22 protein-coding genes are annotated in these 22,348 nt (G+C 72.1%); 16 read left to right on the top strand and 6 right to left on the bottom strand.

Translation table 11 applies throughout. From position 1 onward, the window contains the following. The first annotated feature begins 22 nt into the window (after nt 1–22). The 4 genes from ACIBCJ_RS10270 (at nt 23) to ACIBCJ_RS10255 (ending at nt 2,687) form a co-directional block, all read left to right on the top strand. Nucleotides 23–1,306 carry an adenylosuccinate synthase gene (locus ACIBCJ_RS10270; protein WP_003975310.1) on the top strand — a complete coding sequence of 428 codons (1,284 nt, stop codon included), beginning with the start codon at nt 23–25 and terminating at the stop codon, nt 1,304–1,306. Between the two features lie 235 nt (nt 1,307–1,541). Further along, a complete protein-coding gene (locus ACIBCJ_RS10265; RefSeq protein WP_362099789.1) occupies nt 1,542–2,033 on the top strand; it encodes a DUF3515 family protein in 492 nt (163 codons plus the stop codon). A gap of 58 nt (nt 2,034–2,091) precedes the next feature. Continuing rightward, nucleotides 2,092–2,292, top strand: coding sequence for a hypothetical protein (locus ACIBCJ_RS10260; RefSeq protein WP_362099792.1), 201 nt, complete (start codon nt 2,092–2,094; stop codon nt 2,290–2,292). 104 nt (nt 2,293–2,396) lie between these two features. Then, nucleotides 2,397–2,687: a hypothetical protein gene (locus ACIBCJ_RS10255; protein WP_362099794.1), complete on the top strand. Its 291-nt coding sequence runs from the start codon at nt 2,397–2,399 to the stop codon at nt 2,685–2,687. A 9-nt stretch (nt 2,688–2,696) separates the two neighbouring features. Here ACIBCJ_RS10255 and ACIBCJ_RS10250 read toward each other — a convergent pair whose 3' ends face one another. The 3 genes from ACIBCJ_RS10250 to ACIBCJ_RS10240 form a co-directional block, all read right to left on the bottom strand. Beyond that, nucleotides 2,697–3,347 carry a hypothetical protein gene (locus ACIBCJ_RS10250; RefSeq protein WP_362099797.1) on the bottom strand — a complete coding sequence of 217 codons (651 nt, stop codon included), beginning with the start codon at nt 3,345–3,347 and terminating at the stop codon, nt 2,697–2,699. A 106-nt stretch (nt 3,348–3,453) separates the two neighbouring features. Then, nucleotides 3,454–4,146 carry a GntR family transcriptional regulator gene (locus ACIBCJ_RS10245; RefSeq protein ID WP_362099800.1) on the bottom strand — a complete coding sequence of 231 codons (693 nt, stop codon included), beginning with the start codon at nt 4,144–4,146 and terminating at the stop codon, nt 3,454–3,456. Between the two features lie 154 nt (nt 4,147–4,300). Beyond that, entirely contained in the window at nt 4,301–5,656 is a 1,356-nt protein-coding gene (locus ACIBCJ_RS10240; RefSeq protein WP_362099803.1) for an aspartate aminotransferase family protein, read from the bottom strand. A gap of 213 nt (nt 5,657–5,869) precedes the next feature. Between ACIBCJ_RS10240 and ACIBCJ_RS10235 the strand changes: the two genes are divergently transcribed. After that, on the top strand, nt 5,870–8,230 hold the full coding sequence (locus tag ACIBCJ_RS10235) for a protein kinase (RefSeq protein WP_365979379.1): 2,361 nt from the start codon (nt 5,870–5,872) through the stop codon (nt 8,228–8,230). A gap of 34 nt (nt 8,231–8,264) precedes the next feature. Here ACIBCJ_RS10235 and ACIBCJ_RS10230 read toward each other — a convergent pair whose 3' ends face one another. Then, nucleotides 8,265–9,023 (bottom strand): SLATT domain-containing protein, encoded by a 759-nt coding sequence (locus tag ACIBCJ_RS10230; protein ID WP_362099809.1) that lies wholly within the window; start codon nt 9,021–9,023, stop codon nt 8,265–8,267. A 274-nt stretch (nt 9,024–9,297) separates the two neighbouring features. Here ACIBCJ_RS10230 and ACIBCJ_RS10225 point away from each other — a divergent pair, with 274 nt between their 5' ends. The 7 genes from ACIBCJ_RS10225 to ACIBCJ_RS10195 all read left to right on the top strand — a co-directional run bounded on the left by ACIBCJ_RS10225 (nt 9,298) and on the right by ACIBCJ_RS10195 (nt 13,949). Then, the gene (locus ACIBCJ_RS10225; RefSeq protein WP_133888667.1) at nt 9,298–9,645 is read left to right on the top strand and encodes a YbaB/EbfC family nucleoid-associated protein; all 348 of its coding nucleotides are present in this window, start codon (nt 9,298–9,300) and stop codon (nt 9,643–9,645) included. Between the two features lie 88 nt (nt 9,646–9,733). Beyond that, complete coding sequence (gene recR, locus ACIBCJ_RS10220; protein WP_133888666.1) at nt 9,734–10,333, top strand: recombination mediator RecR; 600 nt, start codon at nt 9,734–9,736, stop codon at nt 10,331–10,333. Then, nucleotides 10,326–10,985: a DUF5063 domain-containing protein gene (locus ACIBCJ_RS10215; RefSeq protein WP_362099814.1), complete on the top strand. Its 660-nt coding sequence runs from the start codon at nt 10,326–10,328 to the stop codon at nt 10,983–10,985. Before recR ends, ACIBCJ_RS10215 begins: the two co-directional genes overlap by 8 nt. Before the next feature lie 62 nt (nt 10,986–11,047). Further along, on the top strand, nt 11,048–11,860 hold the full coding sequence (locus tag ACIBCJ_RS10210) for a helix-turn-helix transcriptional regulator (RefSeq protein ID WP_365979376.1): 813 nt from the start codon (nt 11,048–11,050) through the stop codon (nt 11,858–11,860). Further along, the gene (locus tag ACIBCJ_RS10205; RefSeq protein WP_365979375.1) at nt 11,857–12,042 is read left to right on the top strand and encodes a DUF397 domain-containing protein; all 186 of its coding nucleotides are present in this window, start codon (nt 11,857–11,859) and stop codon (nt 12,040–12,042) included. Before ACIBCJ_RS10210 ends, ACIBCJ_RS10205 begins: the two co-directional genes overlap by 4 nt. A 237-nt stretch (nt 12,043–12,279) precedes the next feature. Then, entirely contained in the window at nt 12,280–13,320 is a 1,041-nt protein-coding gene (locus ACIBCJ_RS10200; protein WP_399282198.1) for a hypothetical protein, read from the top strand. Between the two features lie 50 nt (nt 13,321–13,370). Then, nucleotides 13,371–13,949 (top strand): Uma2 family endonuclease, encoded by a 579-nt coding sequence (locus ACIBCJ_RS10195; RefSeq protein WP_362099826.1) that lies wholly within the window; start codon nt 13,371–13,373, stop codon nt 13,947–13,949. A gap of 42 nt (nt 13,950–13,991) precedes the next feature. On the opposite strand, the gene ACIBCJ_RS10190 is transcribed toward ACIBCJ_RS10195, so the two are convergent. Further along, the gene (locus ACIBCJ_RS10190) at nt 13,992–16,208 is read right to left on the bottom strand and encodes a VCBS repeat-containing protein (protein ID WP_365979373.1); all 2,217 of its coding nucleotides are present in this window, start codon (nt 16,206–16,208) and stop codon (nt 13,992–13,994) included. Nucleotides 16,209–16,507: 299 nt separating this feature from the next. Here ACIBCJ_RS10190 and ACIBCJ_RS10185 point away from each other — a divergent pair, with 299 nt between their 5' ends. From ACIBCJ_RS10185 to ACIBCJ_RS10170, 4 genes are all read left to right on the top strand, one after another. Next, nucleotides 16,508–17,785 carry an aspartate kinase gene (locus ACIBCJ_RS10185; protein ID WP_133888659.1) on the top strand — a complete coding sequence of 426 codons (1,278 nt, stop codon included), beginning with the start codon at nt 16,508–16,510 and terminating at the stop codon, nt 17,783–17,785. Then, nucleotides 17,785–18,870: an aspartate-semialdehyde dehydrogenase gene (locus tag ACIBCJ_RS10180; RefSeq protein WP_362099833.1), complete on the top strand. Its 1,086-nt coding sequence runs from the start codon at nt 17,785–17,787 to the stop codon at nt 18,868–18,870. Before ACIBCJ_RS10185 ends, ACIBCJ_RS10180 begins: the two co-directional genes overlap by 1 nt. Before the next feature lie 519 nt (nt 18,871–19,389). Beyond that, nucleotides 19,390–19,962, top strand: coding sequence for a SigE family RNA polymerase sigma factor (locus ACIBCJ_RS10175; protein ID WP_133888855.1), 573 nt, complete (start codon nt 19,390–19,392; stop codon nt 19,960–19,962). A gap of 101 nt (nt 19,963–20,063) precedes the next feature. Continuing rightward, entirely contained in the window at nt 20,064–21,338 is a 1,275-nt protein-coding gene (locus ACIBCJ_RS10170; RefSeq protein WP_365979372.1) for a hypothetical protein, read from the top strand. A gap of 22 nt (nt 21,339–21,360) precedes the next feature. Here ACIBCJ_RS10170 and ACIBCJ_RS10165 read toward each other — a convergent pair whose 3' ends face one another. Next, complete coding sequence (locus ACIBCJ_RS10165) at nt 21,361–22,230, bottom strand: SURF1 family protein (RefSeq protein WP_365979371.1); 870 nt, start codon at nt 22,228–22,230, stop codon at nt 21,361–21,363. Nucleotides 22,231–22,348 lie beyond the last annotated feature (118 nt).

The raw sequence follows: 22,348 nt of genomic DNA, 5'->3' as shown, positions 1-22,348 counted from the left end.
CGCCCGGAAGGGGTGTACGCGCGTGCCCGCACTTGTGCTGCTCGGTGCTCAGTGGGGTGACGAAGGCAAGGGAAAGGCGACGGACCTGCTCGGTGGTTCCGTCGACTATGTGGTGCGCTACCAGGGCGGCAACAACGCCGGCCACACGGTAGTCGTGGGCGACCAGAAGTACGCCCTGCACCTGCTCCCTTCCGGGATTCTCTCCCCCGGCTGCACGCCGGTCATCGGCAACGGCGTCGTCGTCGACCCGTCGGTCCTGTTCTCCGAGCTGAGCGGGCTGAACGAGCGCGGCGTCGACACGTCCAAGCTCCTGATCAGCGGCAACGCTCACATCATCACGCCGTACAACGTCACCGTCGACAAGGTGACGGAACGCTTCCTCGGCAAGCGCAAGATCGGTACCACCGGTCGCGGCATCGGTCCCACCTACGCCGACAAGATCAACCGCGTCGGCATCCGGGTCCAGGACCTCTACGACGAGTCGATCCTCACCCAGAAGGTCGAGGCGGCGCTCGACGTCAAGAACCAGATGCTCACCAAGCTCTACAACCGCCGTGCCATCGCCACCGGCCAGGTCGTCGAGGAGCTGCTGGGCTACGCGGACAAGCTCGCCCCGTACGTCGCCGACACCGTCCTGGTCCTCAACCAGGCCCTCGACGACGACAAGGTGGTCCTCTTCGAGGGCGGCCAGGGCACGCTCCTGGACATCGACCACGGCACGTACCCCTTCGTCACCTCGTCGAACCCGACCGCGGGCGGCGCCTGCACCGGCGCCGGCGTGGGCCCGACGAAGATCAGCCGGGTCATCGGCATCCTCAAGGCGTACACGACCCGCGTGGGCGCGGGACCGTTCCCGACGGAGCTGTTCGACGAGGACGGCGAGGCCCTGCGCCGCATCGGCGGCGAGCGCGGCGTCACCACCGGCCGTGACCGGCGCTGCGGCTGGTTCGACGCGGTGATCGCCCGTTACGCCACCCGCGTCAACGGTCTCACCGACTTCTTCCTCACCAAGCTCGACGTCCTCACCGGCTGGGAGCAGATCCCGGTCTGCGTGGCGTACGAGATCGACGGCAAGCGCGTCGAGGAGCTGCCGTACTCGCAGTCCGACTTCCACCACGCGAAGCCGGTGTACGAGACGCTGCCCGGCTGGAGCGAGGACATCACCAAGGCGAAGTCGTTCTCCGACCTGCCGAAGAACGCCCAGGCGTACGTCAAGGCCCTGGAGGAGATGTCCGGCGCCCCGATCTCCGCGATCGGCGTCGGTCCGGGCCGGGACGAGACGATCGAGATCAACTCGTTCCTCTAGACCGCCCGCGCACCGCGCTCGCGCACCGACGGCCGGGACCCCGCACGGGGTCCCGGCCGTCGGCGTGCGGACGGCGGATACGCTGGCCGGACCGGCAGGAGCCGGACAACACGGACGGGCCACGGCCACCACGGCCACCACGGCCACCACGGCCACCACGGACGGCACGGCCACCAGAGCCACCGGGCCACCAGGGCCGCCTCGGCCACCACCGACAGCACGGAGCGAGCGGAACATGCGGAAGCCCACCACCCGGACGTGGATCTGGCTGGCCGTGGCGGCCGTCGCCGTGACGGGCGGCGCCTTCTACGTCGACGGCCACCGCGTCTCCGCGGCCCCGCACGCCGACGACCCCAAGTGCGACAAGGTGGTCTCCCGCCTCCCGGACGGCATACCCGGCGCCTCGCGCGACTGGGCCCTCGGCAACGGCGTCGCGTCCTGGGGCGGCCAGAAGGCGGTGTTCCGCTGCGGCGCCGAGGAACTCCAGCCGAACGTCAACCTCTGCGTCACCGCGGACGGCGTCGACTGGGTCCTGGACGAGGCCCGGCTCAAGCGCGACGGCGTGAGCGTACTGCGCACGTACGGCCGCTCACCGGCCGTGGAGTTCACGTACTCCGGTCCGCGCGAGGAGGTGGGCGGCATCCTCGCCGCCCTGGACCCCGCCGTGAAGTGGCTCCCGCAGGAGCGCAAGTGCATCGGCCTCGACGACGCCGACACCACGCTGTAGCCCTTCGTTCGGCCCCCTCCGCCGGGCGGCGGCGCGTGCGGTGGTGTCGGATCGGGGCATGACCGACCGTGACCGCGCCGCTGTCTGCCAGGGCCCGTACGGCGGCGAGACCGGGCCCGGCGACTGCGGCGACCCCGCCCGTTTCGAGGTCGCCCGGCACCTGCGGGCGCCGCTGCGGGTGTGCCCCGTCCACCTGGGACCGTCGCTGCTGCTGGCCGACGGGGTGCTGTGGCCGCCGGGGATCACCCTGGTGCGGTGACGGAGCCACGTCGCTCGGCCGGAGCTGCTGAGCGGGCCGCACCCCGCGGGCATAGGCTGGAGCCGAGGCTTCACGCGTCGCGTCGGTGTAAGAAGGTGAGTGCGATGCGCATGCTGCTCAAGGCGACGATGGACACGGAGACGTCGAACGACCTGGTCCGCAGCGGCAGAATGCCGGACCTCATGAAGAAGATGCTCGACGACATCAAGCCGGAGGCCGCCTACTTCGGCGCCCTCGGTGGGCGCCGGACGGCCCTGCTGGTCTTCGACATGCAGGACAACTCGGACATGCCCCGGGTCGGTGAGCCGTTCTTCACCGAGTTGAACGCCGAGGTCGAGGTCTGCCCGATCATGAACCGCGAGGACCTGGCCAAGGGCCTCGACGGACTGCGGTGACCCGCGGGCTCAGCTGAAGACGATCATCGACCCCTGCGCCAGGCTCCGCGTCGCCGCGGCGTGCAGGCCCAGCCACACATGGCGCTCCCGGGCGAACGGGCTGGAGTCGTACGGCGCGGGAACGGCCGGTTCCTCCAACTCCGTCGGGGCGAGCGGCGGCTGCGGCGGGGCCGGGGGGTTGGCCGGGTCGATGCCGAGGGCCGGGGCGACGGCCTCCAGTTCCCGCAGCAGGGTGTGCGCGGAGCCCAGCGGGCCGCCGCCGGCGAGGAGTTCGTCGTCGGCGAGCGGGTGCGGGAAGTCGACCGGGACGTAGGCGCCGGCGTGGTCGTAGTGCCAGACGAGGTGGGACTGCTGGGCCGTCGACTCGAACATTTCCAGCAACTGCTCGTAGTCGCCGCCGAGTTCGTCCACCGGGGTCACCGGAAGGCCGCACACCTGAAGGAGGTACGCCCGGCGCAGGAAATGCAGTGCGTCGTAGTCGAAACCGGCCACCGGCGCGACCTCGCCGGACAGACCCGGCATGTACTGGTACACGGGCACCGGCGGCAGCCCGGCCTCGGCCAGCACCTTGTCGTATTGCGCGAGTTCCTCGGCGAACGGGTTGTCCGGCGTGTGGCACAAGACGTCGACGAGCGGTACCAGCCACAGGTCACAGGCCAAAAGAGGGCTCCTCACACAGCACGGTGGTCAGGGCAGCGTAGTAGGTGCGCGTTGCGTGCAGGTCCCATACCCATCTGGGGCCGGAGCACGACACGTCCGGCGTTGGTCATCCGGCCGTGAGGCTCTCGATGAGGGCGAGCGAGTGGCCGTTGTACGCGTCGACCAGCGCGCGGGCGCCGGGGACGTCACGGCGGGCGAGGGCGTCGACCAGTTCGGTGTGCCCGGACCACAGCGCGCCGCGCAGCTCGCTGAGCCGGCGCAGGTGCTGCACCGTGCACACCCAGCTCTGCACGCGCAGCCGGTGCAGGAAGTCGGCGAGGTAGGGGTTGCCGAAGAGGGCGGCCAGCTCGCGCCAGTAGCGCAGGTCGTAGCCGATCAGGACGGTCAGGTCCCCGGCCGCGGCGGCGCGCTGGGCCTCCTCGCCGCGTCGGCGGACCCCGGCGAGGGAGGCGGCGATGCGCGGGTCGGCCGGGTCGGGCAGGTCGGCGGCGAGGGCGAGGAACATCCCGTCGGTCACCAGGCTGCGGGCCTCGATCATGCCGCGGAAGTCGTCCACCGAGTACTCGTGGACGCGGAAGCCGCGGTGGTGGTCGGCGTCGAGGAGCCCCTGCGCGGACAGGTCGACCAGGGCCTCGCGCACCGGCGTCGCGGACACCCCGTACTGCTCGGCGATCTCCTTGACCGTGAACTCCTGCCCCGGCTGGAGCCGCCCGGCCAGCACCTCGTCGCGAAGCGCGTCGGCGATCTGCCGCCGCAGGGTGCTGCGCGTGACGGCACCGGTGGCGCTGGGGCCGGGCATGGGCGGGCGTCTCCTCGTCGGGTCCGGGGCGCCGGCCGGAGCGTCGTGGGGGAGGTGACGCGTCCGGGAGCGGCGTTCGGGGGCGTGCTCGTACACATGTCTACCGCGTACGAGCACGCAACCCTACGCGCTCGGACCCCTCGCCCCGTCCCGCCTACTCCGTGTACTCGTCCGCCACGGACAGTGCCGTGTCGAGGGCCGTGAGGCCCTCCTTCAGCTCCGCCTCGGTGATGTTGCACGGCGGGACCACGTGGGTGCGGTTCATGTTCACGAACGGCCACAGGCCGTGGGCCTTGGCGGAGGCGGCGAACGCGGACATGGGGGCGGCCGCCTGGCCGGTCGCGTTGTAGGGCACCAGCGGCTCCCGGGTCTCCCGGTTCCGCACCAGTTCCAGCGCCCAGAACATGCCGGTCCCGCGCACCTCGCCCACGCTCGGGTGGCGCTCGGCCAGCTCCCGCAGCGCCGGTCCGACGACCTCGGCGCCGAGCCGGGCGGCGTGCTCGACCACACCCTCCTGCGCCATCACGTCGATCGTGGCGACGGCGGCGGCGCAGGCCAGCGGATGCCCGGAGTAGGTCAGACCGCCCGGGTAGGGCCGCTCGGCGAAGGTCGCGGCGATCTCACCGGAGATCGCGACGCCGCCCAGGGGCACGTACCCCGAGTTCACGCCCTTGGCGAAGGTCATCAGGTCGGGCACGACGTCGTACAGGTCGGCCGCGAACCAGGTGCCGGTGCGTCCGAAACCGGCCATGACCTCGTCCAGCACGAAGACGATGCCGTACTTGTCGCAGATCTCGCGCACCCCGGCCAGGTAGCCGGCCGGCGGCATCATGATCCCCGCGGTGCCCGGGACCGTCTCCAGCACGATCGCGGCGACCGTCCCCGGGCCCTCGAAGGCGATCGTCGTCTCCAGGTGCTCCAGCGCCCGCGCGCACTCCTGCTCCTCCGTCTCGGCGTAGAAGCGCGAGCGGTACAGGAACGGCGCCCAGAAGTGCACGACCCCGGCCGTGCCGGTGTCGGAGGCCCAGCGGCGCGGGTCACCGGTGAGGTTCACCGCCTGCTGGGTGCCGCCGTGGTACGAGCGGTACGCGGAGAGCACCTTGGGGCGGCCGGTGTGCAGCCGGGCCATGCGCAGGGCGTGCTCAACGGCGTCGGCGCCGCCGTTGGTGAAGAAGATCTTGTCCAGGTCGCCGGGCGTCCGCTCGGCGATCAGCCGGGCCGCCTCCGAGCGCGCCTCGACGGCGAAGGCGGGAGCGAACGTCGTCATCTTCGCCGCCTGCTCCTGGATCGCGGCGACGACCTTGGGGTGCTGGTAGCCGATGTTGGTGTAGACGAGTCCGCTGGAGAAGTCGAGGTAGCGCTTGCCTTCGTAGTCCCAGAAGTACGACCCCTCGGCGCCGGCGACGGCGAGCGGGTCGATCAGCTCTTGCGCTGACCAGGAGTGGAAGACGTGCGCACGGTCCGCGGCCTTCACGGCGGCGCCGGCCTGGGGGGAGGGCTGAGGGGTCATGCGGCCGAGGGTAGATGTCCGCGATGCGGAAACGGAATCGGCGTCCTGTCTGCGGTCGGGAGCTTTCCACGACAGGTTGTCGACGCGCCGGCGACGCGTGGTCGGCGCACGGCGGCGCTCCGTTACGGAACCGTGGACATCGCCCGCGCTCCGCGGGCCCGCACCCGCACTATCCTCGCTCTGTTGCTCACGTTCGGGGGAAGGCGGCGCAGCATGCGGGCACTGGGGGACGGGGACCCACTGGGGGTCTCCCCGGGCGGTAGGTACTGGGGGAACATCGGGGCCTACCGGCTGCTGGGGCGGCTGGGGGCGGGCGGCATGGGCCACGTCTACCTGGCCCGTTCGGACCGCGGGCGCACCGTCGCCGTGAAGCTGGTGCGCGAGGAGCTGGCGGCGCTCGACGAGTTCCGCGAGCGGTTCCGGCAGGAGGTGGAGTCCGCGCGCCGGGTCGGCGGGTACTGGACGGCTCCCGTACTGGACGCGGACACCGAGGCCGCGGTGCCGTGGGTGGCCACCGGTTACGTCGCGGGGCCCAGCCTCCAGCAGGTCGTCGGGCACGACCACGGGGCGCTGCCGGAACGCTCGGTCCGCACGCTGGGCGCCGGTCTGGCCCACGCGCTCCAGGACATCCACGCCGCCGGGATCGTCCACCGCGACCTCAAGCCGTCCAACGTCCTGGTCACCATCGACGGCCCCCGCGTCATCGACTTCGGTATCGCGCGGGCCCTGGAGACGGTGACCGACGGCGGCCTCACCCGCACCGGCGCGCTCGTCGGCTCGCCCGGCTTCATGGCGCCCGAGCAGGTGCGCGGTGACCGGATCACGCCCGCGTGCGACGTGTTCTGCCTCGGCTCGGTCCTCGCCTACGCCGCGACGGGCCGGCTGCCCTTCGGCACCGCGAACAGCGGCGTGCACGCGCTGATGTTCCGCATCGCGCAGGAGGAGCCCGTCCTGGAGGGGGTGCCCGAGGGCATCGCCGACCTCGTACGCGACTGCCTGAAGAAGGATCCCGCCGCCCGGCCGGGCCTCGCCGAGGTCCTGGAGCGCACCGGCGCCCAGGACACGGTCTCCGACGGCCGCTCCCGTGACCCGTGGCTGCCCAGCGCGCTGGTGGCCCAGCTCGGCCGGCACGCGGTACGGCTCCTGGACACGGAGAACCCCGAAGACCCCGGACCCGCCGGGAGCCACGGACACGCCGGCGCCCCCGGGACGCCGGCCGCGGGTGCGGCAGCGGTGCGCGGGGGTGCGGGGCCGGGAGACGCGGGGCCCGGCGGTGCGGAGCACGGCGGGGTGACGCCCGGTGGTGCGCGCCCCGGCGGCGTGGCGCCTGGTGACGCGCGCCCCGGCGGTGCGGAGCACGGTGGCGTGGCGTCCGGTGGTGCGGGGAGCGGCAGTGCGGGGACCGGTGGCGTGTCCGGTGGCGCGCGCCCCGGTGGCGTGGCGCCCGGTGGTGCGGAGCACGATGGCGTGACGCCCGATGGTGCACGCCCCGGTGCCGAGGTGCCCCACGGCGCGGCGCCCCACGGCGAGACGTCGAACGCCGGGACCCCCGGCGTCGCGCACCCGTCCGGCACGGCGCCGGACGGCACGGCGTCGGACGGTCCGACGCGGGTGGGGCCGCCGCCCCCGCGTGAGCCGGGCAGCGGCGTCACTCCGCTGAACCACCTCCCGACGATGGTCGCGGGCCAGGCCCCGCCCACGCCTCCGCCCACCGCCCACGGCCACCCCCAGCCGCCCGTGCCGGGATACGCCCCTGCCCCGGTGTGGCAGGCGTCCCAGCCCGGGTACCAGCCGCCGTACGGCGCCGGAGGCGGCCTCGGCCCTACCCCGCCCCAGGGGCCCCTGCCCCCAGGGCTCCCGCCCCAGGGGCCCCTGCCCCCAGGGCTCCCGCCCCAGGGGCCCGCTCCCTACGCCACCCCGCCCTACGCCACCCCGCCCTACGGGCCCCCGCCCTACGGCCCCCCGCGCGATCCCGCCCGGAACGCCCGCTCCACCGCGCTGCTGATCGTCGTCGCCCTGGTCGTCGCGCTGGGCGCCGGCGGCACGGTCTACGCGCTGATGCGCGGGGACGGTGAACAGCAGGCGGACGGCGGCCCCGCCCCCACCCGGTCCACCGGCGCGCCGCGGGACCCGAGCACCGACTCGTCCGGCACGTCCGGCACGACCGGGGACGGATCACCGTCGACCGGTTCGACCGCCCCGGCGGCCGACGAGGGCACGGTCCCGGCCGCCTACGTGGGTGACTGGACGACCACCATCGACAACACGTCCGGCACGCACCCCCGGAAGCTGAGCATCGTGCAGGGCGAGGTCGGCGACACGGTGCTGACCCTCGTGGCGGACGGCCCGACGGACACCGGCACGTACCACTGCGTGTTCGAGGCCCCCCTCGCCGCCGATCCGGGCGGTGACGGGCCGCTGCGGCTCGGCCCCTCCCGGGTCACGACCGGGCCGTCCGGCAGCTGCGCTCCGGGCGGGGCGAGCACGGTCACCCTGCTGCCGGGCGGCGGGCTGGAGCGCACCAACGACGACACGGGCGAGTCCCTGGTCTACACCCGCGACCCGGCGTACTGACCCGGCCGGTGCCCCGCCCGCCGCAGGGGCCCGGTCACCGCGGCTCCGGCGGGCGCTGGCGCGGCATGTTCGGCCGGGAGCCGTTCTGCGGCGGGACCGCGAAGCGCCCGGTGCCCCCCGCGCCCCCACCCTCGGGGCGCGGTCCGTCCGCCGCCCCGGCGGGCGGACCCAGCCGTGCCGGCCCCGGACGGAAGCTCACCATCCAGTCCGCCGTCTCCGCCCGCACCAGCTCCGACACGTCCTCCGAGAACCGCCGCAGCACCGACAGGCACCGCTCCGCCGCCTCGCTCGCCGTGCCCTCCGCCGGCCCCAGCACCTCCCGCACGCTCTCCGACGCCCAGTCGAACTGGAGCGCCTGGAGCCGGCGCTGCACCGCCTGCGCCGTGGCCACGTCCCGCATCCACCCGGACGTGACCCCGAAATACCGGTCACCCGCCACGCAGGCCACCGCCCACAGCAGCGCCAGATACCCCCAGCGTGCGGCGCCGCCCACCGCGCCGGACAGGTCGAGCAGCGGCAGCGCCGCCCCGGCGACCGCGCCCGCCGCGGCCCCGGCCCGCAGCAGCACGGCGCCGCGCCGCTTCCACACCCGGTCCGCGAGGTACCAGGCCGCCGCGTCCAGCGCGCCCCGCTCCACCCACCGGTACAGCTCGTCCAGCCGCTCCGCGGGCAGGGCCCAGTCCCCGAGGGGGAACGGCCGCCCGGTCAGGTCGCCCGGCCGCGGTCCGGCCGCCTCCTTGCCGTCCCGCCCGTACTGCGCCGGCCCCTCGGGCTGCATCTCCGGCTGACCCACCCGGCACTCCCTACCTGCTCGCCGTACCGCTCGCCGTCCGCGAGGACTCATGCGCCGGAATCCTGCGCCGGAACACTGTGCCGGAACCCTTCCTACCGCCCAATGGGTGGCGAAGAGCCGGGTTACGCCGCTTTTCCGCCCGGAAGAGGGCGTTGATCAGGTATAGGGCTGCGGCGGCATCACTCGAAAGAGTGCTGGGGCGAGGGCCGCCCGGACCACGTAGGCTCGTGCCGAACGGCAAAACCGTCGTGACCCGACGTGATGGGAGCTGAACGTGATTCCCGGTGGTGGCCAGCCCAACATGCAGCAGCTGCTCCAGCAGGCCCAGAAGATGCAGCAGGACCTGGCGAAGGCCCAGGAGGAACTGGCACAGACCGAGGTCGACGGCCAGTCGGGCGGCGGCCTCGTGAAGGCCACGGTCACCGGCTCCGGTGAGCTGCGCGGCCTGAAGATCGACCCTAAGGCGGTGGACCCGGAGGACACCGAGACCCTCGCCGACCTGATCCTCGCGGCCGTCCAGGCGGCCAACGAGAACGCGCAGACCCTCCAGCAGCAGAAGCTCGGCCCGCTCGCCGAGGGACTGGGCGGCGGCGGCAGCGGCATTCCCGGTCTGCCCTTCTGACCGCGCCTTTTCCCGGTTCGCCTTTCTCAGACCGGCCCCAGCCATCTACCGTACGTAGTGCAGCAACCTCAGGAAGGACGGCAGTCCGTTGTACGAAGGCGTGGTCCAGGACCTCATCGACGAACTCGGGCGGCTGCCCGGCGTCGGTCCCAAGAGCGCGCAGCGGATCGCCTTCCACATCCTCCAGGCGGAGCCCACCGACGTACGGCGGCTCGCCCAGGCCCTCATGGAAGTGAAGGCCAAGGTCCGCTTCTGCGCGACCTGCGGAAACGTCGCGCAGGAGGAGCAGTGCAACATCTGCCGCGACGCCCGGCGTGATCCCTCCGTCATCTGCGTGGTGGAGGAACCGAAGGACGTCGTCGCCATCGAGCGCACCCGCGAGTTCCGCGGCCGCTACCACGTGCTCGGCGGCGCGATCAGCCCGATCGACGGGGTCGGCCCCGACGACCTCCGCATCCGTGAGCTGCTGGCCCGCCTGGCGGACGGCACGGTCACGGAACTGATCCTGGCCACGGACCCGAATCTGGAGGGCGAGGCCACGGCCACGTACCTCGCCCGCATGATCAAGCCCATGGGCCTCAAGGTCACCCGCCTGGCCAGCGGCCTCCCGGTGGGCGGCGACCTGGAGTACGCGGACGAGGTGACCCTCGGCCGCGCCTTCGAGGGGAGACGACTCCTAGATGTCTGACGCCACGCTGCACGCGACGAACCAGAACCCGGACGACTTCGCGGTCCAGATCGCCGACCAGATCGAGAGCTTCCTGGTGGCCGTCACCGAGGTCGCGAAGGGCGACGAGCCCGCCTCGGCCGTCCCCTTCCTCCTCCTGGAGGTCTCCCAGCTGATGCTGGCCGGGGGCCGCCTCGGAGCCCACGAGGACATCGTCCCCGACGAGCGTTACGAGCCCGACCCCGGACCGGAGCTGGACGTGGACGAGATCCGCGAGAACCTGGCCCGCATCCTCGACCCGATCGACGTGTACTCCGAGGTCTTCGACCCCTACGAGCCGCGGAAGGCCCCGGTCCCGGCCCGTATCTCGGACGACCTCACCGACGTCATCACCGACCTCCGCCACGGCATGGTCCACTACAAGGCCGGCCGCACCACGGAGGCCCTGTGGTGGTGGCAGTTCTCCTACTTCTCCAACTGGGGCTCCACGGCCTCCGCGACCCTGCGCGCGCTCCAGTCGGTCGTGGCCCACGTCCGCCTGAACCAGCCCTTGGAGGAGCTGGACGGCCTCGACACCGACCAGGACCTCGGCGACGACGCCCTGGAGTCCGAGGCGGGCCGCGTCATGGTGCGGGAGATCGCGGGCCCGCTGGGGCTGCGCCCGGTGAAGTAGGTCACGCAAGTGGCTCCGCTCGCCTACGCTCGGTAGCCAACGAGCAGTCGGAGGTGGGCGCCGTGCCGAACCCCAACCACAACTCCCAGCCGCCCGCGGCCTGGTGCTACAGCGGCAACCAGATCAAACGCTGGCGCACCCTGGCCAACGTCAGCCGCGAGGCCCTGGCCACCGCCGCCAACTACGCCCCCGAGACCATCTCGTCCATGGAGCGCGGCGTACGGATGCCGTCGCCCCGCCTCCTCGACATCGCGGACGAGCTGTGCGGCGCACAGGGGATGCTGAGCGCGGCGAAAGAGTACGTCCGCAGGGAGCGGTACTCCGCCCGGGCCGTCGACTTCATCGAGCGGGAGCGGGAGGCGACGAGCCTGTGGACGTACGAAGTCGCGCTCGTCCCTGGCCTGTTGCAGACACGGGCCTACGCTCAGGCGCTCATCGACAACCGCATCCCACCCCTGGACGAGGAGACGGTGGAGGAGCGGGTCGCGGCCCGGATGGAGCGACAGGCGATCCTTACCGAACGAAAGCCTCCGGTGGGCTTGAGTTTCGTTCTGTACGAGGCGGTGCTGCGCAGCCCGTTGGTGGACGAGGAGCAGTTGGATCGCTTGCTGGACGTCTCCCGGCTGCGCAACGTCGCGTTGCAGGTTCTCCCCTTCGGACAGGCTTTCAGCGATGCGCTGATGGGGCCCATGGTGTTGGTTGAGGGGCAGGACCATGAGCGATTCGCCTTCATGGAGGGTGCGTTCGCCAGCGAGCTTTCGGCCGAACCAGGTGTTGTCAGCCGCGTGACCGAGCGGCTAAGCATGATCCGCACGCGGGCGCTCGATCCCGATGAGTCGGCCCGTTTCATCGAGCGGATGGGCGAACAGTCGTGAGCGACCAGTTGAAGTGGGTCAAGTCGAGCTACAGCGACAACGAGGGCGGCAACTGCGTAGAGGTCGCGCGCTGCGGTGCAATACACATCCGCGACTCCAAGTCCGCTCCGTCAGGGCCTGAGTTCCAGGTCTCGGCCCCCGCCTGGTCGGCGTTTATCGCCGCAGTTCAGCCCGGAGCTTGAGCCTCGGGATCCGAGCTCTTCCTTTGGTTTTCTGGTCTGGTTGAAATACCCAACCAACCAAGTCTGAACGTGAGTTGAGGCGCCGTACCTCGTTAGGGTGACGTTCCGTGATCAGCTTGCGTCGCTACGTCAAGCCGCTCTAGGTTCGCGGCATATGACCGACAAATGAGTCGGCCCCGGCGGTGCGCCAACACCAATCCGGGACCTAACCGACGCATCGACGAACAGGTAATTTCGATGGTGGCTTACGCCAAGCCTAGTCCCGCCCTGCCCTCCCCGTCCCACCCCATGGCCAATCCGGGCTACGGAAAACGCCCTGCGGGCGACGAAGACCCGTACGCCGACCCGGACTTCGCACATCTGTCCCCGCGTGAGGCCGAGGTCGCCGTCTTCGTCGACCACCTCGGTGACGGTCAGGCGATGGGCCACAAGGTGCTCGCGGCGGAGCACCCGCGTTACGGCCAGCAGGCGATCCGCACGTCCCTCAACCGCATCAGCGAGGCCGGCCACCTGCGCTGGATCAGGGAGCACCTCACCGTCGAGGACAACACCATGCGGTGGGTCACGCGGACGTACTGGTCGCGTACCCGCAGGTCACCGCAGTGGTGGGCGGAGTTCGCGCGGCGGCGGGGCGGCCGGATCGTGCCCGGCGACCTTCGCCCCGGCCTGGCCCGCACCGACGAGCCCGAGCTGCCCGAACCGGAGCCGGAGCCCGAGCCGCGTTCCGACGCCGGGGCGGACCCGGAGGCCAGGATCTCGTACCTCGCCCTCGCCGCGATCCGCGAGGCGGAGCCCCGTATGCGCCTGTCCGAGGCCGACTGCCGTTCCCTCGCGGCTCTGGCCGAGGAATGGCTGACCCGCGGCGCCACACCCCAGGACATCACCCGCGCGGTGACCGACGGCCTTCCCGCGACCGTGAACAACCCGGGCGGTCTCGCCCGCAACCGACTGGAGAACAGGATGCCCCCGAAGAAGGCGAAGATCCGCCAGAAGGCCGCCCCGCGCCGGGCCCGCGTGACCCGTGCGGTCATGGCCTGCATGGACTGCGACGCGGACGAGCGGACGGTGGAGATCAAGGACGGCATGTGCCCCGACTGCCACGCCGAGTTCAAGGCGGCCGAGGCCGCCGAGGCGGCCGGTCTGCTGGACGTCGGGTACGTGCCGGACACGTTCCTGGCCGCCCCCGACACGGTGTACGAGATCGTGGACGTCCCCCGCCGCGCGGCCGAGGTACGCGCGGCGGCCGGCTTGCGCCCCGGGCCGGAGCGGGCGCTGTGAGCGTGCGGCAGGCGCCGGCCAGGGCACCATGGTGTCGAGGAGGCGACGCCATGACCCCCAGGACCGAGCACCGGCCCGATATGTCCGTCGAGGAGTTCGAGGAGCTCGACCGCCGTGCACCAGAGCTGGTGCGGCTGGAGTTCATCAGGGGAAAGGTCGCGGTCAAGCCCATGCCGGACGGCAACCACAGTGAGATCGTCGCTTGGCTGCAAAGGCTCTGTATGCAGCACCGCCCCGATCTCTGGCTGCACGCGGAGCGTGGTCTCAAGACGGAGGCGTACCGCAACGGGCGGGCGCGAGCGGACGGGGTGCTGGTTCCCCCGGGTGCCTTCAAGGGGCACGGTGAGTGGTCGCCGCCCGACGGCGCTCTGATGGCTGTGGAAGTCACCTCGTGGGACGCGGATGCCGCGCGGCGGGACCGTGTGGACAAGCCCGACGGGTACGCGGCTGCCGGGATCCCGGTCTACCTCCTCATCGACCGGGAAAGCTGCTCCGTCGTCGTGTTCAACCAACCGAAGAACGGCAGCTACCAGCACGAGGAGAGGCTGCCGTTCGGCGCGACCGTCCACCTCCCCGCTCCCGTCGACATCACCCTCGACACCGAGTTCCTCAAGGAGCTGGCCGACTGAGCCCGGCCCGGGTCTGCGCGCCCCCGGGCCGGGGTCTGCCGCTCAGAGCACCGCCGTGTAGGCCGCATTCCAGACCGGGAGTTCTGCCGGCTGACTGGTGTTGAAGGGGGCGTGCCAGTTTCCTGTGCCCGGATAGTAGTTGGTCCCGTAGTCCGTGTAGGCGAGCAGATCGGGGTGTCCGTCCTGGTTCGCGTCGCCGATGCCGACGGTGTGCCGGTACATGTCCCAGCCGCGGCCGATCTTGGTACGGGTGGCGAAGGTGCCGTCGCCCTTGCCGAGGTAGAGCCAGAGCACGCCGGCCTTGTCGCGGGCTACCAGGTCGCCGCTCGCGGCGCCGCCGATGTCACCGGTCGCGGTGAGCTGGTCGTAGACGTTCCAGCCGCCGCCGACGCGGGTGCGTGCGGCGTAGGGGGCGCGCCAGTCGCCGGTGCCCTTGTACAGCCACAGGACGCCGCTCTTGTCGGTGGCCAGGAGGTCGGCCCTGCCGTCGTTGGTGAGGTCGCTGCCGGCGGCGATCTGGTCGTAGACGCCCCAGCCGCCACCGATCCGGCTGCGGGTGGCGAAGGTGCCGTCGCCCTTGCCGAGATAGAGCCAGAGCACGCCGCTCTTGTCACGGGCGACCAGATCGCCCGTCGCGGCACCGCCGACGTTCCCGGTCGCCTCGATCCGGTCGTACGCGTTCCAGCCACCGCCGACCAGGTTGGTCTTCCCCGCGTAGCCCGCGGCGAGCCAGTCCGAGCGCCACAGACGGCCGGAGGCGTCACGCGCGAGGAGGTCGGGGGTCCCGTTGTCGTTGAAGTCGTGCGGAGCGTCGGACGACCTGACGACCTTGAAGGTGCCGGAGGCGGTCATGTCGGGGCCGATGCCGTTGAGCGGGCTTGCGGACATCTCCCACTCGTAGTCGCCGTTGTACGCGGTGAGTTGTGAGTCCTCCAGGTCGCCGCTCCAGTGGGCGGTGAACTGCGGTGAGGTCTGTGGTGGCGGGCCCGGGGTGTAGAACTGCAGCCTCACCGTCTTCCCGGTGCGAACGTGGCGCAAGGTGGCCGACATGACCGCGTTGCTCCGCGAGAGGGTCCAGGTCAGCTTCCGTCCGCTGCGGCTGAGATCGATCACGTCCGGGACGTCGTGGCCGACCAGGGCCAGGCTCGTCGGCTCGCCCGTGCTCGCGACCAGGGACGCGCTCGGAGCCCCGCCGTCGGTGCCCGCATCGACGCGGTAGAGGCCCTCGCCGTGGGCGACGGTGCCGCCGCGGGCGTGGAAGACACCGTCGGGCGAGACCGCGGACGAGGTGAAATGGTCCAGGAGCGTGGTCCTGGAGCCCGTCGTCAGGTCGTAGGCCGTCAGGGCGAAGCGCTCGTCGGGGGCCCTGGCGGTCAGGCCACCGGGAAGGCCGTAGAGCAGGTGGTCGCCCTGGAGGCCGATCTTCGGGGTGCCCCACCGGTCCGTCAAGAGGATCCGGCGCGTCTCTCCGGTGGCGCGCGTACGGACCACCGCACTGGTCTCCGTATCGCCGTACTCGACCCACGCGAGGTGGGTCGGCGAGACGGCCATGTTGTCGGCGGTGACGTTCTTGCGGGTGCCGGTTTCCGTGAGGGTGCCGGTGGCGAGGTCGATCAGGGCCCAGTGCTCGTCGGAGCCGGGTTCGTTGTCGGACCAGTAGGTGAGCACGGCGTGTGCGGACGTGCCCGGGGTGACGGAGAAGCCGTGGAACTCACGGGGAAAGCTGGACACCGTCGAGGTCACGTCGCCCTCGGTGTGCATGCGCAGGTCGACGCCCCCCTCGGGCCTGGCCGCCGTGCTGAACAGCGCCCGCCCGGCGGCGCCCTTGTAGGCGCCGGTGCCTCCGCCTTCCTTGAACCGGACCTTGAAGAGCTGTGCACCGCTGGGTGCGTCCTGGAGCCAGGCCTCGGAGCCGGTGTTCATCGCCAGCAGGTCGCCTGCACCGGTGGGCGACACGGACGGGCCGTCCGGCAGCGCGGTCACGGCTGCGTCCGACGCCCGGACCCAGGTGCGTGCTGCCGAGGCCCCAGCGCTCTTGGTCAGGTAGCCCGATTCGGTCACCCCCTCGATCTTGTGGCCGACCGGGAACGCGGCGACGGACTCGGCCCCCGCCTCGCGGGCCGTCGACACGGCTGGGGCCGCGGGCGCGGCCTGGACCGGACCGGTCGGGCCGGTCGGGCCGGTCAGACCGGCCGTGACGGCGAGAACGATGGTGACGGCGGCCGCGAACCGGCGGCCGGGTGGGCGTGCGTGAGACAAGGCGGTGGTCCTCCCCAGGACGTGGCGCACCGCGCGCCACAGCCCTCAGACTCACCACCGGCCCCAAGGGTTGCCCGTTCCGCGAGCCCTTTTCACGCGGCCGGGAGACACTTGTGAACGTGTGACACGCCGCACTTTCCCGAGTGACCCGCGTGGCCCTGGGCATGAGCCAACCGGAGCGAGTACCCGGGTCTCACCATGCGATACCGCAGTGGCGGGATCCGGACGCTCGGTAAAATGAGCCGACCGCGGTACATGTACGTACCTGCGGAAAGAGACGGATTGAGCGAGGAGCGCACGTGGGCCTTGTCGTGCAGAAGTACGGAGGCTCCTCCGTAGCCGATGCCGAGGGCATCAAGCGCGTCGCCAAGCGGATCGTGGAAGCGAAGAAGAACGGCAACCAGGTGGTCGCCGTCGTTTCCGCGATGGGCGACACGACGGACGAGCTGATCGATCTCGCCGAGCAGGTTTCCCCGATCCCTGCCGGACGGGAACTCGACATGCTGCTGACCGCCGGAGAGCGTATCTCCATGGCGCTGCTGGCCATGGCGATCAAAAACCTGGGCCACGAGGCCCAGTCGTTCACCGGCAGCCAGGCCGGAGTCATCACCGACTCGGTCCACAACAAGGCCCGGATCATCGACGTCACGCCGGGGCGCATCCGCACCTCGGTGGACGAGGGCAACGTCGCCATCGTGGCCGGCTTCCAGGGCGTCAGCCAGGACAGCAAGGACATCACCACGCTGGGCCGCGGCGGCTCCGACACCACGGCCGTCGCGCTCGCCGCCGCGCTCGACGCGGACGTCTGCGAGATCTACACGGACGTCGACGGCGTGTTCACCGCCGACCCGCGCGTGGTGCCGAAGGCGAAGAAGATCGACTGGATCTCCTTCGAGGACATGCTGGAGCTCGCTGCCTCCGGCTCGAAGGTGCTCCTCCACCGTTGCGTGGAGTACGCCCGCCGGTACAACATTCCGATCCACGTGAGGTCCAGCTTCAGCGGACTGCAGGGCACGTGGGTCAGCAGCGAGCCGATCAAGCAAGGGGAAAAGCACGTGGAGCAGGCCCTCATCTCCGGAGTCGCGCACGACACCTCCGAGGCCAAGGTCACGGTCGTCGGGGTGCCCGACAAGCCGGGCGAGGCGGCCGCGATCTTCCGCGCCATTGCCGACGCCCAGGTCAACATCGACATGGTCGTCCAGAACGTCTCCGCCGCGTCCACGGGCCTGACGGACATCTCCTTCACGCTGCCCAAGGCCGAGGGCCGCAAGGCCATCGACGCGCTGGAGAAGAACCGGCCCGGCATCGGCTTCGACTCGCTGCGCTACGACGACCAGATCGGCAAGATCTCCCTGGTCGGCGCGGGGATGAAGAGCAACCCGGGCGTCACCGCCGACTTCTTCACCGCGCTCTCCGACGCCGGTGTGAACATCGAGCTGATCTCGACCTCCGAGATCCGCATCTCGGTCGTCACCCGCAAGGACGACGTGAACGAGGCCGTGCGCGCCGTGCACACCGCCTTCGGGCTCGACTCCGACCGCGACGAGGCCGTGGTCTACGGAGGCACCGGACGCTGATGTCCGCCGCGCAGGGCAACGGCCGTGACGGCCGTACCGGCAGGCCCACACTCGCCGTCGTGGGCGCGACCGGTGCCGTCGGCTCGGTCATCCTCCAGATCCTGTCCCAGCACGCGGACGTCTGGGGCGAGATCCGCCTGATCGCCTCCCCGCGCTCGGCCGGCCGCAAGCTGACCGTGCGCGGGGAGGAGGTCGAGGTCGTCGCGCTGAGCGAGGAGGCTCTCGACGGGGTCGACGTCGCCATGTTCGACGTACCCGACGAGGTCTCCGCGCAGTGGGCCCCCGTCGCCGCCGCCAAGGGCGTGGTGGTGGTCGACAACTCCGGCGCGTTCCGGATGGACCCGGACGTGCCGCTCGTCGTGCCCGAGGTCAACCCGCACACGCTGCGGATGCGGCCGCGCGGCATCGTCGCCAACCCGAACTGCACGACGCTGTCCATGATCGTGGCGCTGGGTGCGCTGCACGCCGAGTTCGGCCTGCGCGAGCTGGTCGTCTCCTCGTACCAGGCGGTCAGCGGGGCCGGGCGGGACGGCGTGGACACCCTGCGCCGGCAGCTGTCCCTGGTGGCCGGGACGGAGCTGGGGACCCACCCCGGCGACGTACGGCGGGCCGTCGGCGACGACACCGGGCCGTTCCCGGAGCCGGTCGCGCTGAACGTCGTGCCGTGGGCCGGGTCGCTGCGCGAGGACGGCTGGTCGTCGGAGGAGATGAAGGTGCGGGACGAGTCCCGCAAGATCCTCGGGCTGCCGCAGCTGCCGGTCGCCGTGACGTGCGTTCGGGTCCCCGTGGTCACCACCCACTCCCTGACCGTGCACGCCCGCTTCGAGGGCGAGGTCAGCGTCGAGGGAGCCCGGGAGATCCTCGCCACCGCGCCCGGTGTCGTCCTGTTCGACAACCCGGCCGCGGGGGAGTTCCCCACCCCCGCCGACGCGGTCGGCACCGACCCGACGTGGGTCGGCCGGGTGCGCCGGGCCCTGGACGACCCGACCGCCCTCGAACTCTTCGTGTGCGGGGACAACCTCCGCAAGGGCTCCGCGCTGAACACCGCGCAGATCGCGGAACTGGTGGCGGCCGAGTTCGGCTGACCCGCGGTCAGAAACGGATCAGTAGGGCAAAAGCCCTGGCCATCGTGGGCGTCGTTTGTAGGATCCATGGACGAGATGTGATCCGGAAGTTGGTCCGGACTACTTGTACCGGACACCCGAGCCGTCAGAGGATTTCCTCCCCGCCCTCCGCAACCGCGCGAGCGGCGGGGAGCGTCTTTGCGGTCACCCATTCAGGGCGCGGAGACGCGTGGGTCGGCGTGGGGACGCCGAGCACGGGCGTGGGGACGCTCGTGCCCATGGGACATAGGGGAAGAGCGGGACGATGAGGGCCTATGACGCACCGTCAGGAGAGCGGCCGCCCGGAAGACCGTCCGGACGGCTGTCCGGCGGACACCGGAACGTGACGTCCGGCACGTACAACCCTCTCGGGGGTGAGCGTGTCCAACTGGCGTGGCAGAGGTTCTCGAATTCACCGCAGGGGCACGGGGAGCGGCACTGCGCCCGCCCGTCCCGCCCGTCCGGTCCGTCCGTCCCCGTGTGGCCGGCCCGGCCGGTGGCATGCCGGTGATCGCGCCCATGCCCGCAGCGCGGCCGGCCCGCATACCGAACCAGCGCGACGGCGCCGAGGACGTGGCGGCGGGAACCACCGTCGACCACCTCACCGAGACCTACCGGGCGCACTACCGCTCGCTGCTCGGCCTCGCCGCCCTCCTCCTCGACGACACCGCCTCCTGCGAGGACGTGGTCCAGGAAGCCTTCATCCGCGTCCACTCGGCGCGCAAACGCGTCCGTGACCCGGAGAAGACCCTGGCGTACCTGCGTCAGACCGTCGTCAACCTGTCGCGCTCGGCGCTGCGCCGCCGCATCCTCGGACTCAAGCTCCTGTCCAAGCCCATGCCGGACATGGCGAGCGCGGAGGAGGGGGCCTACGACCAGCTGGAGCGGGACTCCCTGATCAAGGCGATGAAGGGACTGCAACGCCGGCAGCGCGAGGTGCTGGTCCTGCGCTACTTCGCGGACATGACGGAGGCCCAGGTAGCCGAGACGCTCGGCATATCCCTGGGCTCGGTCAAGGCGTACGGTTCGCGCGGGATCGCGGCGCTCAGGGTGGCCATGGAGGCGCCGGCATGAGCGACGGCAACGACGCCCGACCGCACGACCCCGAGGGGCCCGTGCCCTCCGGGCCGGACGGGCGAGATCAGCACAGGCACACGCACGCTGGGAACGGAAACGTGAACCACGGCCCCGACGAGCAGGGTCCCGACGAGCCCGGCGAGCCTGCCGAGCAGGGTGTCGACCAGCCCGGCGAGCAGGGTTCCGACGGTCTGAACCCTGATGAGCAGGGTGCGGATGTGCTGGGGCCGGAGGGCGTGAGGGCCGGTGGGCAGGTTCCCGAGAGGCTGAGCCCGGAGGGGCTGAACCCCGGTGAGCAGGGACCGTACGGCCTGGGCCCCGACGCTCCGGGGGCCGACGCTCCCGGGGCCGAGGGACCGGTCACCGGCGAGGCCGCCCTGCGCGCGATGATGCGGCGCGCGGTCGGCGAGATGGAGCCGAGCGACGGCACCCTGGACCACCTGCGGCGTGCCGTGCCCGCCCGGCGGGCCCGCAAGCGGCAGGCCTTCGTCGGCGCGGCCGCCGCCGTCCTCTTCCTGGGCACGGCGGTCCCGGCCCTGGTGCACGTCTCCAACTCCACCGGCGCCGGCGCCGACCCGTCCGTCGCGGGCAACGCCTCGCAGGCCCAGGGCGGCGCCTCCCAGGGCAAGGACCCGGCCGGCGGCCAGAGCGGTATCGCGGGCACCGGGGACACCGACGAGGGCAAGGACAAGGCCGACCCCGAGGAGACGCCCGGCGGCAAGGAGAGCGGCGCCGCGGCGGGATCGTCCCCCTCGGGCGCCCCCAGCACCAGCACCCCCGCCGACGTCCCCGCGTGTGCGCCGGGCTCGCTCGGCCCGGCCGTGGCGAGCAGCGCCGCGCCCGACTCCACCGGCGTGGTCTACGGCTCCTTCCGGGTCACCAACGTCTCGCCGGCCGGCTGTACCGTCACGGGCCCCGGCAGCGTCGTCACCGCCGCGCTGGGCGCCGCGGACGCCTCCCGGATCGGCACCGCGCGGCACGCCGCCGGGGACGCCGCGGCCGGTCTGCCGGACCCGTCGCTGGAGGCCGCCGCGCTGACCCTGGCGCCCGGGGCCGCGTACGAGGTGCAGTTCGCCTGGGTGCCCTCGGAGACCTGTCCCACTCCCGGCGGTACCACGGGGGGCGGCACGGGCGGGCCCTCGCCCGAGCCCTCGCCCACCGGGGACACCACCGCCGCGGGGGGCAGCTCCGCGGGGGGCGGCGGCGAGGCCGGTCCCACGGCGCAGCTGCTCACCGAGGACGGCCCGGCCGAGGGAAGCGTGTCGGTGACGTACAGCCCCGAGGGCGGCTCCGGCTCGGCGACGGCCACGGTGACCGACGCGTGCGTGGGGACCGTGTACTGGACGGGGCTGCTGGCGGACCAGGGGGCGTGACCCCGGGGTCACGCTGGGCGGGTCAGGAGACGAGGCCCGCCTTGGCCCCGTCGGCCCCGTCGGTCTCGTCCCGCTGGTCCCGCCCGCCCTGCCGCTCCTGCTCGCTCTGCCGGTCCTGCGCGCTCTGCTCGTCCTCCGTGACCAGGCCGAGCTCCGCGTCGCGGGCGAGTTCGACCTCGCGGCGCAGCAGCCGGAACCACATGAAGATCACGAAGCCGACGAAGGCGAACCACTCGGCGGTGTAGCCGAGGTTCTGGAAGGCCTTCAGGTCGAGCCCCGTGTTCTGCGGCGCGCTCACGGGCACGGTCCGCATCCCGGAGTCGCCCTCGTTCAGCGTGACCCACGCGTCGTACACGTCGTACGGCACGAGGTTCAGCAACGTCGCCGCGCTGATCGCGCCGGTCTGCCCGGCGGGCCAGCCGGAGCGGCCGCTGACACCGTTGCTGCCGGGGGACTCGGCGGCCTGGAGCGCCCCGGTCACGGTGACCTCGCCGGCCGGCGGGGCCGGGGCCTTCGCCGGGTCGGGCTCGCCCGGCAGCCAGCCGCGCACGACGGGCAGGGCCTCGCCGTCGTCGGTGCGCAGGAGGGTGAGGACGTAGAAACCCTCCCGGTCGTCCAGCTTGCGCTCCGGGACCAGCAGCTGATCGTCGTACCGGCCGGTGACGGTGGTCTGCTCGCCGACCGTCGCCTTGTCCACGGGCAGCATGTCGCTCAGCGGGCGCGCCGCTTCCCGGCGGGCCGAGTCCTGCTGCGTGGAGGCGGTCTCGTGGTCCTGCACCCGGTCCTCGAACCGGCCGAGCTGCCAGGACCCCATGAAGATGCAGAACGGGATGGCCAGGACGACGAAGACGTTGATCCCCCACCAGCGGGGCGTCAGCAGAAACCGGTACACGCCCTCCACGGTACGGTGCGCGACCCGGCGCCCCTGCCTCGGGGCTGTGGAAAACGTGGGGGAGAGGGGAGGGGCGGGGGAGGTTGTCCACAGGCTGGGGATCTCTTCTGCGCGTGGT

This window comes from Streptomyces sp. NPDC051136, from assembly GCF_044455745.1.
Classification (GTDB): Bacteria; Actinomycetota; Actinomycetes; order Streptomycetales; family Streptomycetaceae; genus Streptomyces.
The sequence above is the reverse complement of the archived record's forward strand: the minus strand, read 5'-3'. Positions and strand labels throughout refer to the sequence as shown.

Bases quoted from the DNA above. Each gene is read 5' to 3' on its own strand.
- ACIBCJ_RS10265 (WP_362099789.1), top strand. From the start codon at position 1,542: ATGCGGAAGCCCACCACCCGGACGTGGATCTGGCTGGCCGTGGCGGCC.
- ACIBCJ_RS10260 (WP_362099792.1), top strand. From the start codon at position 2,092: ATGACCGACCGTGACCGCGCCGCTGTCTGCCAGGGCCCGTACGGCGGC.
- ACIBCJ_RS10255 (WP_362099794.1), top strand. From the start codon at position 2,397: ATGCGCATGCTGCTCAAGGCGACGATGGACACGGAGACGTCGAACGAC.
- ACIBCJ_RS10245 (WP_362099800.1), bottom strand. From the start codon at position 4,146: ATGCCCGGCCCCAGCGCCACCGGTGCCGTCACGCGCAGCACCCTGCGG.
- ACIBCJ_RS10240 (WP_362099803.1), bottom strand. From the start codon at position 5,656: ATGACCCCTCAGCCCTCCCCCCAGGCCGGCGCCGCCGTGAAGGCCGCG.
- ACIBCJ_RS10235 (WP_365979379.1), top strand. From the start codon at position 5,870: ATGCGGGCACTGGGGGACGGGGACCCACTGGGGGTCTCCCCGGGCGGT.
- ACIBCJ_RS10215 (WP_362099814.1), top strand. From the start codon at position 10,326: ATGTCTGACGCCACGCTGCACGCGACGAACCAGAACCCGGACGACTTC.
- ACIBCJ_RS10200 (WP_399282198.1), top strand. From the start codon at position 12,280: ATGGTGGCTTACGCCAAGCCTAGTCCCGCCCTGCCCTCCCCGTCCCAC.
- ACIBCJ_RS10195 (WP_362099826.1), top strand. From the start codon at position 13,371: ATGACCCCCAGGACCGAGCACCGGCCCGATATGTCCGTCGAGGAGTTC.
- ACIBCJ_RS10180 (WP_362099833.1), top strand. From the start codon at position 17,785: ATGTCCGCCGCGCAGGGCAACGGCCGTGACGGCCGTACCGGCAGGCCC.
- ACIBCJ_RS10175 (WP_133888855.1), top strand. From the start codon at position 19,390: ATGCCGGTGATCGCGCCCATGCCCGCAGCGCGGCCGGCCCGCATACCG.